Origin of the sequence: Leucobacter sp. UCMA 4100 (assembly GCF_027853335.1) — a bacterium.
Lineage (GTDB): Bacteria > Actinomycetota > Actinomycetes > Actinomycetales > Microbacteriaceae > Leucobacter_A.
This window is the reverse complement of the sequence record NZ_JAFEUS010000002.1, coordinates 1,665,771-1,679,038: the sequence shown is the minus strand read 5'-3', so window position 1 is coordinate 1,679,038 and position 13,268 is coordinate 1,665,771. Positions and strand designations below refer to the sequence as shown.

The 13,268-nt window shown below is 64.7% G+C and carries 12 protein-coding genes; 6 read left to right on the top strand and 6 right to left on the bottom strand.

Features of this window, described 5'->3' with window-relative positions; translation table 11 throughout:
• Positions 1-8: 8 nt before the first annotated feature.
• The 3 genes from JSO19_RS07925 to JSO19_RS07915 are packed head-to-tail and all read right to left on the bottom strand — an operon-like array spanning position 9 to position 3,710.
• Positions 9-1,211 carry a multidrug effflux MFS transporter gene (locus JSO19_RS07925; RefSeq protein WP_270910884.1) on the bottom strand — a complete coding sequence of 401 codons (1,203 nt, stop codon included), beginning with the start codon at positions 1,209-1,211 and terminating at the stop codon, positions 9-11.
• Positions 1,208-2,854, bottom strand: a complete 1,647-nt coding sequence (locus JSO19_RS07920) for an amidohydrolase (RefSeq protein ID WP_270910882.1) — start codon at positions 2,852-2,854, stop codon at positions 1,208-1,210. Before JSO19_RS07920 ends, JSO19_RS07925 begins: the two co-directional genes overlap by 4 nt.
• On the bottom strand, positions 2,844-3,710 hold the full coding sequence (locus JSO19_RS07915) for a helix-turn-helix domain-containing protein (RefSeq protein ID WP_270910880.1): 867 nt from the start codon (positions 3,708-3,710) through the stop codon (positions 2,844-2,846). The genes JSO19_RS07920 and JSO19_RS07915 overlap by 11 nt, the downstream gene beginning before the upstream one ends.
• A 242-nt stretch (positions 3,711-3,952) precedes the next feature.
• Here JSO19_RS07915 and JSO19_RS07910 point away from each other — a divergent pair, with 242 nt between their 5' ends.
• From JSO19_RS07910 to JSO19_RS07895, 4 genes are all read left to right on the top strand, one after another.
• On the top strand, positions 3,953-5,503 hold the full coding sequence (locus tag JSO19_RS07910; RefSeq protein WP_270910878.1) for an ABC transporter substrate-binding protein: 1,551 nt from the start codon (positions 3,953-3,955) through the stop codon (positions 5,501-5,503).
• Between the two features lie 69 nt (positions 5,504-5,572).
• On the top strand, positions 5,573-6,583 hold the full coding sequence (locus JSO19_RS07905) for an ABC transporter permease (protein ID WP_270910876.1): 1,011 nt from the start codon (positions 5,573-5,575) through the stop codon (positions 6,581-6,583).
• Positions 6,584-6,585: 2 nt separating this feature from the next.
• Entirely contained in the window at positions 6,586-7,473 is an 888-nt protein-coding gene (locus JSO19_RS07900; RefSeq protein WP_270910874.1) for an ABC transporter permease, read from the top strand.
• 2 nt (positions 7,474-7,475) lie between these two features.
• Positions 7,476-9,233, top strand: a complete 1,758-nt coding sequence (locus JSO19_RS07895) for an ABC transporter ATP-binding protein (RefSeq protein ID WP_270910872.1) — start codon at positions 7,476-7,478, stop codon at positions 9,231-9,233.
• A gap of 91 nt (positions 9,234-9,324) precedes the next feature.
• On the opposite strand, the gene JSO19_RS07890 is transcribed toward JSO19_RS07895, so the two are convergent.
• Together JSO19_RS07890 and JSO19_RS07885 are read right to left on the bottom strand one after the other, a co-directional pair.
• Entirely contained in the window at positions 9,325-10,491 is a 1,167-nt protein-coding gene (locus JSO19_RS07890) for a DmpA family aminopeptidase (protein ID WP_270910871.1), read from the bottom strand.
• Positions 10,492-10,493: 2 nt separating this feature from the next.
• A complete protein-coding gene (locus tag JSO19_RS07885; protein ID WP_270910870.1) occupies positions 10,494-10,907 on the bottom strand; it encodes a nuclear transport factor 2 family protein in 414 nt (137 codons plus the stop codon).
• 208 nt (positions 10,908-11,115) lie between these two features.
• Here JSO19_RS07885 and JSO19_RS07880 point away from each other — a divergent pair, with 208 nt between their 5' ends.
• Both JSO19_RS07880 and JSO19_RS07875 read left to right on the top strand, forming a co-directional pair.
• Positions 11,116-12,072, top strand: coding sequence for a GNAT family N-acetyltransferase (locus JSO19_RS07880; RefSeq protein ID WP_270910869.1), 957 nt, complete (start codon positions 11,116-11,118; stop codon positions 12,070-12,072).
• A gap of 75 nt (positions 12,073-12,147) precedes the next feature.
• A complete protein-coding gene (locus JSO19_RS07875; RefSeq protein WP_270910867.1) occupies positions 12,148-12,588 on the top strand; it encodes a hypothetical protein in 441 nt (146 codons plus the stop codon).
• A gap of 92 nt (positions 12,589-12,680) precedes the next feature.
• Here JSO19_RS07875 and JSO19_RS07870 read toward each other — a convergent pair whose 3' ends face one another.
• Positions 12,681-13,169 carry a hypothetical protein gene (locus JSO19_RS07870; protein ID WP_270910865.1) on the bottom strand — a complete coding sequence of 163 codons (489 nt, stop codon included), beginning with the start codon at positions 13,167-13,169 and terminating at the stop codon, positions 12,681-12,683.
• Positions 13,170-13,268 lie beyond the last annotated feature (99 nt).

Below are 13,268 nucleotides of genomic sequence, written 5' to 3'. Positions count from 1 at the left end.
AGGGCAACTCAGGCCCCCGGCGCGCTCCTGCGGGGCCACAGGGCGAGCGATGCGATCACGAGCACGACGGTGCTCGCGGTCACCATGGTGAGACCAAGCACCTGCGGGGTCATGCCGAGGGTTGAGACGAGGGGCGAGACGATCGGGCCTACGACGAGCGCCGACATGCCGAGCAGGGCCGCCGCCGACCCTGCTCGCTCGCCGTGCTCGGTGAGCGCGATTGCGTTGGCGTTTGGCAGTGTGAAACCGGTCGAGAGCAGGTACAGCCCAAGCCCCGCACAGAACGGAGCGAGGCCCCACCCTGCGAGGGCGCTCGCTGAGGCGAGCACTCCGCCGCACCAGCCGATGACGAGGCCCGCGCCGTAGAGCTGCTCGGTCGAGAAGCGAGCCACGAGCACGCGGTTGGTCTGCGAGCCGATCACGTTGCACACCGAGCCCAGGGCGAAGAGCAGCCCGAAAGCCTGTGGGCTCACCCCGTACGACCCCTGCAGGGCAAAGCTCGACATCGAGAGGTAGGAGAAGAATGCGATGCCGGTCACCGAGGCGATCGCGAGAATGACCCGGTAGGCGCCGGGGCGCAGAAGCGCGGCCGCGTCGTCACGCAAGGTGCGCGCACCGCCCTCGCTGCGTTTGGCACGCGGGTGCGACTCGGGAAGCCAGAGCAGCGCCGCAAGAAAGAGTAAGGCCCCGATGCCGGTGAGCACCCCGAAGATGCCCCGCCACTCCATGATGCGCACCAACTGGCCGCCGAGCACGGGCGCGATGATCGGGGCCGTTGCCCCGACTAATGCGAGCCAGGAGAGCATTTTTGCGAGTTCACGGCCAGAGAAGAGGTCTCTCGCGATCGCCAGCGTGACGACCATGCCCGCCGCACCGCCGAGCCCCTGCACAAAGCGAAAGGCGATGAGCCACGCGACACTCGGTGCGAACGCACACGCAGCCGAAAACACCGTGAACACGAGCACCCCAACGAGCAACGGCACCCGTCGCCCGAAGCGGTCGCTCATAGGCCCAGCGACGAGCTGCCCCAGCGCGAGCCCCAGCATGCACACCGACATGGTGACCTGCGCGAGCGTGTCTGAGGTGTGCAGTGATTCGGCGAGCGCCGGAAGCGCAGGCATGTAGAGGTCCATCGACAACGGACCGAAGGCCTCGAGCAGACCGAGCAGCAGAATGAGCCCCGCCCCGGGGCGCACCCCTCGCGCGCTCAACGCGCGTGTTCGTTGCGGTACACCGAACGCCCGCAGAACCAGGTCTCACGCACCCGAGTATCGACGAGCGTCGTCACGGGCTCGGTGAAGGGGTTCGTGTCGAGCATCACAAAGTCGGCCGAGAAGCCCTCGCGCACCCGGCCGGTGACCTCGCCAAGGCCCATGGCTTCAGCTCCTCCCGAGGTGCACACCGTGAGCGCCTCGACCACCGTGAGCGCCTGATCAGGGCAGAGCTCGCCCGGCCACTGCCGAAACGGGTCTTCTCGTGTCACGAGCCCGTGAATGCCAACCCAGGGGTTCGGGGTCGGGCTGACTGGCCAGGCTGAGCCCATCGCGAGCTTCGCGCCGAGGGTGAGCAGGTCTCTGCTCGGCTGAAACTTTTCGAGGGTGTGTGCAGGGAGCACCTGCGAGAGGGCGTGAGGAATAACGCCGGGAAACCAGACGAATGGCGACATGTCGGCCGTGACGGCGAGTTCGCCAAGGCGCGGCAGGTCAGAGGGGGCGAGAATTTGGCCGTGCGCGATGTGCACCCGCGTGCCCCAGTCGCCCCCAGCGCGCAGCGTCTCGACCACGTTCAACACCTCCCGCGCAGAGGCATCACCGGCGCAGTGCACCTTGACATTGAGCCCCTGACCGGCAAGCTCAGCCATGAGCGCCGCAAAGTCATCGTGCGAGATGAGCAGCTCGCCGCGATGCTCGCACCCGTGCTGCTCATCGGCAAGGTACGGCTCGAGAAATGCGGCGGTGCGGGCGGGCGGCACCCCGTCAAGAAAGATCTTCACGAAGTCTGGGCGGTGGTGCGGGGTTCGGTAGGCCTCGCTCTGGTCAATGAGCACCTGGCCAATGGGGTCGAACCCGAAAATGTCGTCGTTCATCGTGAGCGACGACACCACCCAGGCGTTGAGTTCGCCCTCGGTGTCGAGCTCGGCGAGCGCCTGCAGCATGGGCAGCGAGGTCGCCGCGTCTTGGAACGCGGTCACCCCAAAGCTGTTGAGCACCTCAACCCCGCGGGCAGACGACATGCGGTGCTGCAACGCGGTGATTCCGCCCGCGGCCGCCATGGCCTGCTCAACCTTGAGCCCCGCGCCCTCGAGCAGCACCCCGGTGGGTTCGGTGCTTCCCGCCTCAGCGAGCACTCCCGCCTGGGCGTCGGCCACCTCGATACCAGCGAGCCGCAGCGCTTCTGACGATGCCCACCGATTGTGCCTGCTGTCTTCGATGAGCACGACCGGGCGGCCACCGCTCGCCTCGTCGAGCTTCGCTCTCATCGAGAGCGTATTGAGCTCGTTCAAGAGGTTCGTGCCCCACGGCCCACCGGTGATCCACGCGTCTTGCGAGAGGTCGCTCGCGTGCCGCGCAACGGCCTCGAGTACCTCGCTGGCGCTCGCGCCCACGGGAATGGAAAGCTCAAAGAGGTCGGCTCGCCCAGCGACGGCGTGGTGGTTATGCACGTCAACGAGCCCAGGCATCATGAAGGCTCCCGCCCCGTCGATGACCCGCGTCTCAGGGCCCGCGAGATGTCGAAGCGAGCCCCCGCTCACGGCGGTGAAAACGCCCTGCGACACCGCGACCGAGACGGGGCGCTCGTGCAGCTTCTCGCCGTCAAACAGCGTGACCGCCTCGACAATGACCTCAACCGACATGTTGCTCCTTCGCATCTGGATATTGCTGGCTCAAACGCGTTTCGCGGTAGTCGGTTGGCGTGCACCCGACCTCGCGACGAAAGAACCGTGAAAAGTATGAGGGCTCGCTGAAGCCGAGCCGTGTCGAGATTTGCGCCGCGCTCAATTCAGTCGCGGTGAGCAGTCGCTGCGCCTCGCGCGAGAGTGCCGTGCGCAAGATGCGGCCGGGGGTCGAGCCGGTGTCGTGCACGACCTGCTCTGAGAGATACCCCGTCGTCACCCCCAGCTGCCGGGCAAAGCCGCCCACGCTGTGCGCCGCGCTCGGCCGACACAGCACCTGCTTGAGGTACTGCCGCGTCAGGGTCGAGCGCTCAGCCCTGGCAATGTGCTCACCATAGCCCGCGAGGCTCTCCCAGAGCACGGCGGCAACGAGATGACCGTTGCTTTCTTGCGAGGTGCTGAGTTCAATCGCGTCGAGCAACCGGTGAATCTGACCGACCGCCTTCGTGCCAGGCGAAACGGGGGCCGCGCCCAGCATCGTGAGCTCACGAATTTGGTCGGGAAGGGAGCCGACCGTGTCGAGCATGTCTTCTGAAAACATGAGCGCCCGAGCGCAAAATCCCTCGCCAACGCTCCACGAGTGCACCTGCCCCGGGGCCACGATGTGCACGTCGCCGGGAACGATCGCAACGGGCTCGAAATCGATGAGGTGCTGCCCCTCGCCCGCTTCGATCACGATGAACTGCACAAACGCGTGCCGGTGGGTGGGCCTTGCGGTGTCGTCTTGACCGAGCGATTCGACGATGAGCACCGAACCGCCGCCCCACCCTTCTCGAGGAATGATGGTGTGCACGGGAATCACGGGTCTTGCTGACATTGCTCTGGCACCTCCCTGTACCTCTCGTGAAGAGTTTTCCACTCTTGAGCATGGCCTAAGCACAGGCCGTTTGCTTGTTATCCAGAGCACGAGCTTTGTCGCTTTGCGAACGAAGCCCCCGTGAAGATTGTGCCAGCCCTCGCCTGGCCACACGATAGGTGTTGAGACCCGCTATCGATGGTTGAGCGTTCACTGGTGAGGCTCACCGATAAGCCCGTCTCATAGACCAATCAGGAGGCGCAATGGAGCGACTATCACACCGCAAGACTCATTCGATCGCGAGGGCAGCGGCCGCGGTGGCCGCCGTGACTCTCGCGTTCACGCTCGGGGCGTGCTCGCCCGGAGACACCTCTTCGGCTGCGAAGGGCGACAGTGACACCCTCGTGCTCGGCATCATGGGCAGCACGAAAGACGAGATTCAGCCCTACGGCGACGCGAGCGCGATCTCAAACGGCACCCTCGTCAGGCAGCTCTACAACGGGCTCACCACCTACGACAACGAGGGCGGCATCAGCTACGACCTCGCCGAGAGCATGGAGCCGAACGAGACCCTCGACGTCTGGACGGTGCACGTGCGCGAGGGCGTCACCCTGCACAACGGCAAAGAGTTCACGGCCGACGACGTCGTCGACAGTATCGGCTACATCATCGACCCCGCGAATGCTTTTCCCGCGGCGACCGCCCTGTCAATGATTGACCCCGACGGTGTGACCGCGCTTGACGACCACACGGTCGAGCTCAAGCTCACGAAGCCGTATGGCCAGCTGCCCCACCAGTTCGCTTCTGAACGGGTCGTCATGCGTAGCCTCGAAGACCCAACCGACCCCGACACAGCCGTTGGCACGGGCCCCTTCACCCTTACCTCGTTCACGGCTGGCCAGGAGGCCGTGCTTGAACGCTTCGACGATTACTGGGGCGAGAACGCCAACTTCTCGAAGCTCAAGCTCTCGTTCTTCATCGACCAGCAGGCCATCACGAACGCGCTGCTCGGCGGCCAGATCGATATCGCCTACTCGGTGCCCTTCACCGATGTCGCAACCCTCGAGGGCAAAGACAACATTGATCTCGTGGTGAGCGATAGCGCGAGCTACATGACCATCGCCATGAACAACGATGCCGAACCGTTCAACGACCCGAAGGTTCGTGAGGCAATGCGCCTCGTAGCCGACCGTGACGAGATCGTTTCAAACGCCTTTGGCGGCTACGCGACCGCCGGCAACGACTTCTACGACAAGAAGTCTGCGTGCCCGACTCCCGAGAACGCCGTGCGAACGCAAGACATCGACCGTGCGAAGGCGCTGCTGCAGGAGAGCGGGAACGAGAACCTCTCGGTCGAGCTCGTGACCGACGGCGCGTTCCCGGGAATGGCCGAGGCCGCACAGCTCTTCGCTGCGCAGGCGGCAAAGGCTGGCATCACCGTCACCGTGAAGAAACTCGACGTCGCTACGTTTCTCGCGAAGTGGGGCGAGTGGCCGTTTGTCGTCGCCTACGCGGGCGGCCCTTACCTGCAGGTCATTCAAACCCACCTTCTCGAGGGCGGCGAAGAGAACACGGCGCACTTCAACGACCCCGAGCTCAACGCACTCTCGGAAGAGCTCAACACGACGGTCGATGAAGACGAGCAGTGCGCGCTCATCACCCAGATGCAGCAGATCGAGTTTGACCGCGGCGGCTACATCGTGCCCGCCTACTCGCAGTCGATCACCGCGTACCGCAGTGACCGAGTTTCTGGGCTCAAAGAAGACCTCTTTGGCCGCACCTCCATTCAGTACGAAGGCGTCAGCGTCAAGTAACTGCCCCGGCGGGCAGCCCAGACCCGGGCTGCCCGCTTTGTCACCACCACTCATCGAAAGGGAGACCCCATGACCGAGATGATCGCGATCTCGGAGAAACGAGCTACAGAGTCAGCAAAGCACAAGCGCGGCCGCACCATGAAAAAGTGGATCGGCAAGGCCGTGCAGGGTGTGCTCACGCTGTTTCTCGTCTCACTCCTCATCTTTTTTGCCACCCAGGCGATGCCTGGCGATGTCGCGCGCGTCATTCTCGGCGTGAACGCGACCCCCGAACGCCTCGAGGTCGTGCGCGAGCAGCTCGGGCTCAACCTGCCACTCTTTCAGCAGTACACCCAGTGGCTCTTCGGCATTCTGCGTGGCGACTGGGGCACCTCGCTCACGAGTGGCGCACCGGTCGCCGACATTCTCGGCATGCGCCTTCGTAACTCGGTGACCCTCGGCCTCTCGGCGCTCGTCATCATGCTGCCCATCGCGCTCGTGCTCGGCGTCATCGCCGCTCAGCTCAAGGACCGCGCGTTTGATCACCTGTTCATGGGCACCTCGATGGTCATCAACGCCGTGCCAGAGTTCGTGCTCGGAACGGTGCTCATCGCGCTGTTCGGCACGACCGTCTTTCACTGGTTCCCTCCCGTCGCGCTCATTCCGCCCACCGACATGCCGTGGTGGCACATTGCAGCCCTCGTGCTGCCCATCACCACGCTCGTGACGGGCGGCGTCGCCTACCTTTCCCGGCTCGTGCGCGTCTCGTTTATCGACGTCATGAACAGCGAGTACATTCAGACCGCGCAGCTCAAGGGCCTCAGCACTCGCCGCATTCTGTATCGTCACGCGCTGCCCAACGCGCTCGCGCCGATCATCCCCGCGGCATCGCTCGTCGCGGCCTTCCTCATCGGTGGCACCGTCGTGGTTGAGTACCTGTTCTCGTACCCGGGCATCGGTTCGGTGCTGATCGAGGCCGTCGGCAACCGTGACCTGCCGCTCATTCAGGCCGTGGTGCTCATCATTGCGACCGCCTACTTCGTCTTTAACTTCATCGCCGACCTGCTCTCTGAGGCTGGCGCGGGCGCTCGGAAGGGATAACCATGTCTCACGCATCAACACCAGCCATCGCGGGTCAGCCCGAGCAGCCCGAGCGCGTCGAACGCTCGCGCGTCTTGAAGCGCTTTCTCGCCTCGCACCAGGTTCGCTGGGGCATCATTCTGCTCGTCTTCACCATGCTCTTCGCGTTCTTCGGCGAGTTCTTCGCACCGCACCCGCCAAACGAGCCGGTGTCGACGCCCTACGCCCCTCCGGGTGAGGGCCTGCTGTTCGGCGCCGATCAGCTCGGCCGTGACGTGCTCTCGCGGGTGCTGGCCGGCGGCAAGTACCTCGCGTGGATGGCGCCGGTGAGCGCCTTTGGAGGCGTCGCTCTCGGAGCGCTCGTCGGCATGGTCGGCGCCTATTACGGCGGCTGGGTCGACACGATTCTCATGCGCATCATGGACGTGCTGCTCGCCTTTCCGGGTCTGCTCCTCGCGCTCATGTTCGTCTCGGTGCTCGGGCCCCAGCCGTGGCTGCTCGTGGCCCTCGTCATTCTCGCCCTCGTTCCCGGCGTCGCCCGCGTGATTCGCGGCGCGGCCATGCCCGTGTGCAACCGCGAGTACGTGCTCTGGTCTCGGGCCATCGGCACCCCGGGGTACAAGGTGCTGCTCAGCCAGGTCATGCCCAACATCACCTCGCCGCTGCTCGTCGAGCTCGGCATCAGGCTCATGTGGGCGGTGGGCATTCTCGCCTCGATCAGTTTCATCGGTTACGGCATTCAGCCGCCAACCCCCGACTGGGGCCTCATGGTGAGCGAGAACCGCACCGGCCTCGCATCGCAGCCCCTCGCGGTGCTCGCACCCATCGTCATGATCGCCCTCTTCACCGTCGCAGGCAACCTCATTGCTGAAGGCGGCGCCCGGGTCATCGCTCGCACGGAAGGAAACTAACCATGAGCGGCATTCACGTTTCAGACCTCACGGTTTCGCTCACCTCAAGCGAAACTACGATCATTGAGCACGTCTCACTCGAGCTCGGCGCGAGCGAGGTCATGGGCATCGTTGGCGAATCGGGCTCGGGTAAATCGACGCTCGCCCTCGCCCTGCTGGGTTACGCACGCGCTGGCGGCACGATTTCGAGCGGATCGGTCACGATCGACGGAGTCGATCTGCTCTCGCTCGATGCCGAGGGCTTGCGCAAGGCCCGCGGCGGGCTCGTGAGCTACGTTGCGCAAGACCCGGCGACCGCGCTCAACCCTTCGATGCGGTTATCGACGCAGCTCTTGGAGTCGTTGACCGGCACGAAAGAAGAGAACATGCGCAAGATTCGCGAGGCGCTTGAGGCGGTCGGGCTGCCCTCAGACGACCGCTTCTTGAAGCGCCGCGCGAGCGAGCTCTCGGGCGGGCAGCAGCAGCGCATCGCGATCGCTATGGCGGTCGTCGCTCAGCCACGCCTCATCGTGCTCGACGAGCCCACGACGGGCCTTGACGTTTCGACCCAGATGAAGGTGCTCGAGCTCGTGAAAGAGCTCTGCACCAAGTACAGCATCGCCGCGATTTACGTGACGCACGATCTCGCGGTTGTCGCCGAGGTGGCCGACAGCGTGACCGTCATGTACGGCGGTCAGGTCGTCGAGAATGGCCCGACGAAGACGGTGCTGCTTGAGCCCCGCCACCCCTACACGCGGTCGCTCTTGCGGGCGCTGCCCTCTACGCAGGAGCGGCACAAGCTCATTCCCATTCCGGGCAGGGCACCGAGCATCACCGACCGGCCGGCCGGCTGCGTGTACGCCTCGCGGTGCGCCTTTGCGACTGATCTGTGCAGGGAGCGGCAGCCCGAGCTCGAGCTTGTGGGCGACGGCAATGTGCGCTGCTTCAGGCACGTCGAGGTCGCTCAGGGCGGCCTCGAACCGATCGAGCTCGCGCCCGTGCAGGAGTTCGCGCCCGACGCACCGGCGGTGCTCGAGGTGCGTGGACTGAGCGCCGCCTACGGCTCGAACCAGGTGCTGCACAGCATCGACTTCTCGGTCACCGAAGGCGAGTGCCTCGCGATCGTGGGCGAGTCGGGCTCTGGCAAGTCGACCCTGTCGCGCTGCCTCATCGGGCTGCACTCGCAGTGGGAGGGCGATGCGCTTCTGCACGGCGAGCAGCTCAACCAGTCGGCCTCACGCCGCACGAGCGAGATGCGCAAGAGCATGCAGTACATCTTCCAGAACCCGTACGGTTCGCTCAACCCGAGGCAAGAGATTCGCGAGATTCTCGCGGCCCCGCTCAAGCATTTTGAGGGGCTTCGCGGCGCCAAGGCAAAGGCTCGGGTTGCCGAGGCGCTTGAGCGCGTCGAGATTCCGGCTCGCATGGCGTCGATGTACCCCTCTGAGCTCTCGGGCGGCCAGCGCCAGCGCATCGCGATCGCGAGGGCGCTGCTCGCAAACCCCAAGCTGCTCATTTGCGACGAGATCACCTCGGCGCTCGATGTTTCGGTGCAGGCATCGGTCGTTGAGCTGCTTCGCGGGCTGCAGCAAGAAGGCCTCACGATGATCTTCGTGACCCACAACCTCGCGGTGGTTCGCAGCATTGCTGACTCGGTCGCGGTGCTCAATCGGGGCTACATCGTCGAGCACGGCAGGGTCGACCACGTGCTCGACAACCCCAAGAATGCCTACACGAAGGGGCTGTTGCTCGACACGCTCGACATTCCCAAGAGCGCCTAACGGCCAAGGCCAACACCGGCCGAAGCCACACACGATAAAGGGCCCCTGCCGCATCTCGCGCGGCAGGGGCCCTTTATCGTGTGGTTCGCGACTAGCGCTTCACGAGCTCGAGCAGCTGGTCGTGCGGCAGGGCGTATCGGGTGTTCCCGTTGATGCCCACCATCGTGTCGGCGGCGAGCATCGAGTTCACGATCGCCTCCTCGGTCGCCTCGATCGCGGCATAAAACAGCGGATCGATCTTGCTGTTATTGAGCGCGGTCGCCTGGAACTCGCGCCCGGCCTCGCGGTCGAACACCCCGGGCATGCGCTCGTTCGCCGTCGAGAAGCACAGGACGAGGTCGCCCGAGCCGTTCTCGCCGGCCCCGCCAACCCGTCCAACGCCAATCACGGCGCGCTGCGCGAGACGTTCGCACTGGTGCGGCAGGAGTGGCGCGTCGGTTGCGACGATGACGATGATTGATCCGCTGCCCTCTGGCACCGTTACGCCCTGCTGGGCGCCTGGCGCGCGAGGCGCATCGGTGTCGCCGGGGAATGAGGCCTGCTCATCGTCAGGCAGGGTAATCGCATCGCCAATGTGCGTGCCGTCGACCGTGAGGCGCTGCCTGCGACCGTGGTTCGCCTGCACGAGCACGCCGACCGTGTACCCGCCGTCTTCGTCAGCGACAACCCGCGAGGCGGTACCGATGCCACCCTTGTAGCCGTGGCACACCATGCCGGTGCCGCTGCCAACCGAGCCCTCAGCGACGTGGCCGCCCCGGGCGTTGGCGATGGCTTCAAGCACGTGTTCTTGCTTCACGTGAAACCCGTTGAGGTCGTTGAGCGCGCCATCCCACGTCTCGCCGACAACGGGCAGCGACCAGAAGTCTTCGCCCTGCGGCCGGTGCAGAGCCTCGTGGGCGATGATGCCGTCGCGCACCACGCCAACGCTGTGCGAGTTCGTGAGACCGATGTAGCTATTGAGCGTGCCCGACTCTCGCACCCACTCGAGCCCCGTCATCTCGCCATTGCCGTTCAGGCGGTGAGGGGCGGCGAAGAGCGGCTGGTTCCACGGCTCGTCGCGCGGCATGATGACCGTCACGCCCGTGCGTACCGGCCCCTCACCGCGAACAAGATCGCCCTCACCCTCGATGAGCGTGACGTGGCCGACGCGAACGCCGGCAACGTCGGTTATCGCGTTCAGGGGCCCGTTCGGCAAGTCGCCCATGCGAAGCCCAAGGTCACGTGCTTTGCGCCCCGAGGCGCCTGTTTCATACGTCATTTTCACACTCCCGTGTTCATAGTTGCCACCGGCCTCCGCGCCTCGGCTACGAGAAGCGTGTCGGTGAGTTGTTCAAAACTTGCGATGCGGCCTGCGTCAAAATTCCAGAGGTGAATCGTGCGCGCGTTCAGGGCCCTCCCGGTGCCGCGGTGCGTCGCAATATAGCGCCCGATCACAATGACCCGGTCGCCCTCTTCGATGATCTCTTCGGGGTGCATGCCAAACCCCTGCCATTCAGCGTTGAGCACCTGAAACACGTGATCAACCACCGTGGTCTTGCCGATGTACAGTCCCGCCAACGGAAACCCCGCCGCCTCTACCCAGCGAATATCATCACGAAAATTCGCGATCATCGCGGGCACGTCGCCTCGTTCACCGGCCGCGTAATGTGCGGCCACGATATCTCGATTACTCACTGCGTCTCCATCTCCTTTGACTGTAGCCGTGCTCGTGCACGAAAGACTCTGGTCTCCGAACCATACTCACCACTGAGGGGCCTTGATCGCTACCCGTTTGGCCCGTCATACCCCAACAAACAACTGCTGTTCATCGTGAGTCAAGACACGCCGAAGTGAACGGGATAGCCTCGCAGATAGATACCAGAACGCACCACTAGGAGGGCACGTGGCAACGACCGCAACCGCACCCGATGAGCGCAGCCTCGAGCGTGCACTTGAGGCCTCAAACGCCTACACCGCCCAGGTCGATGCGCAGCTCGCAGCCGCCTCTGCCCCGCTCGCCGCCGACGCTTGGTTCTCGACCGAACATGATGAGACGACCCTCGGCGCTGCCACCTTCACGGCAAACCACCCGAACGACTTCGGTGCGCTCTGGGGAGCCCTCGAGACCTCGCAGCTCACGCTCCTACGGGGCGCGAGCAAGGCCGCGGCCGGCGACATTATCGACCAGTGGATCGAGTGGAGCATGCCCCAGTTCACCGGGACCCTCACGCGCGAGCGCGCCTGCGAGATCACGCTGCCGAGCCGCGACTCGGCAATCGTGCAAACGATGCTCGACCGCGGCTTTAGCGTCACGAGCGTCACCGGCGTGCGCAGCCACAGCGCCCCAGGCGACCCCGCCCAGCACCTCGACGCCCTTGCGGCGCAGGGCATCACGCTGCGACAGGCTGCCGCCAGCGACGCGGGGCTCATTGCCGAGATGGACGTCGAACTGCTCACGCACGACTCGCAGCACGGCGGGGTCTCACTGCGCGAGGGCGCCGGCCGACACCTCCAGGGGGGCATCCAGACGCGCCTGACGAAGCACCCCGAGTGGACGTGGATCATCGAGCACGAGGGTGCCCCCATTGGCTACCTGAGCCTCGAGATCGACGAGCCCCGACACGTCGCAACGCTCGCCCCCGGCGGTCGCATCGCGTACATTCAGGCCATGTACCTGCGCCCGAGCGCCCGCGGTTCACGCGTCGGCGAATCGGTCACCCTCTTCGCGCACGCACTCACGCACGAGGCCGGCATCGAGCGCGGCCTCCTCGGCTACGCGGCGCTGAACCCCCGCTCCGGCCCGTTCTGGTGCCGCATGGGCTACCGGCCGCTACTGTCGACCTGGCACAAACGCGTCTAGGCACGAGCCGCGCGGGACAAGCCGAGCCACAGACTTCTCATGATCCGCACATTTTCAACGAAGAAAGGAACCGCTATGACCAGCGAATACCAGCACCTCTTTACTGACCTCACGGTCATCACCAAGGGCGCAATGTCGAACGAGGGCGAGGCCGCCGGCCTTGACGACCCCAAGAACCTCGGCGAGGGCTTCTGGCTCATGAGCGCACTGCAGGTGCCCGAGAGCAAGATCAACATGTCGCACATCTGGATTCACGAATCAGACGAAGAGGCCTACTGGGTCAACCCGCACGTGCACGACTACGACGAGATCTTGATCTGGACCGGCTCGAACCCCGATGACCCACGCGACCTCGGCGCCGAAATTTACATGGAGATCGAGGGCGAACGCCACATCATCACGACTTCGGGCTCGGTGTACATTCCCGCGGGAACCGTGCACTGCCCCCTCGGGTGGAACAAGGTGACGCGCCCCTTCCGGTTCAGCGCGCTCTCGCTCGCCCCGACCTACAAGTAGCGCGCTCGGCTCACAGCCGCCCACGCAGAACGAAGCCCCGGCAGGAAAACCTGCCGGGGCTTCAATGTATTCCAGACCGTGTTCGTGAGCGATTACTCGCCCTTGGCCGCCTTCATCTGCTCGACGAGGCCCTCGTTCTCGTCTGAGGTGTAGTCAGCGTTCAGCGACAGCGCGCTGAAGTTGAAGGGGCGAGTGACCTTCGTGAACCCGAGCGGGCAGTGGCGGGTGCCTGCGGGAATGTACACCGAGCCTGAGGTGGTGACCGTGTGGCGCACACCCTCGATGTCCATGTAGAGCTCGGCACCGAGATCTTCGGGGTTGTCGGGGTCGGTTCCCGTCCAGATCAAGATCTCGTCGTAGTCGTGCTCGTGCTCGTTGACCCAGTGCTGCGGCTCGTCGGTCTCAAAGATCCACGTGTGCGACATGTGAATCTTGCTCTGCGGCACGATTCCCTTGTGCATGAGGCCGAGCGGCTCGCCTGTGTTGGTGGGCGTTGGCAGGCCCGCGGCATCGCCCTCGTTTTTGAAGTCGCCGCCGATATTCGGCATGTCTTTCACGAACAGTGCATCGTAGTTGCTCACAGTAATTCCTCCTTGATATGTGGGCATTTCGCCAGGTACAACTTCAGTGTAAAGAGAGGTTGAGTACCGCCGCGATGCACCAAAAGGGGTGGTGCTGGG

Excerpts from the sequence above, each read along its gene's own strand:
- JSO19_RS07920 (WP_270910882.1), bottom strand. The coding sequence starts at position 2,854 with ATGTCGGTTGAGGTCATTGTCGAGGCGGTCACGCTGTTTGACGGCGAG.
- JSO19_RS07875 (WP_270910867.1), top strand. The coding sequence starts at position 12,148 with ATGACCAGCGAATACCAGCACCTCTTTACTGACCTCACGGTCATCACC.
- JSO19_RS07895 (WP_270910872.1), top strand. The coding sequence starts at position 7,476 with ATGAGCGGCATTCACGTTTCAGACCTCACGGTTTCGCTCACCTCAAGC.
- JSO19_RS07905 (WP_270910876.1), top strand. The coding sequence starts at position 5,573 with ATGACCGAGATGATCGCGATCTCGGAGAAACGAGCTACAGAGTCAGCA.
- JSO19_RS07900 (WP_270910874.1), top strand. The coding sequence starts at position 6,586 with ATGTCTCACGCATCAACACCAGCCATCGCGGGTCAGCCCGAGCAGCCC.
- JSO19_RS07915 (WP_270910880.1), bottom strand. The coding sequence starts at position 3,710 with ATGTCAGCAAGACCCGTGATTCCCGTGCACACCATCATTCCTCGAGAA.
- JSO19_RS07890 (WP_270910871.1), bottom strand. The coding sequence starts at position 10,491 with ATGACGTATGAAACAGGCGCCTCGGGGCGCAAAGCACGTGACCTTGGG.
- JSO19_RS07910 (WP_270910878.1), top strand. The coding sequence starts at position 3,953 with ATGGAGCGACTATCACACCGCAAGACTCATTCGATCGCGAGGGCAGCG.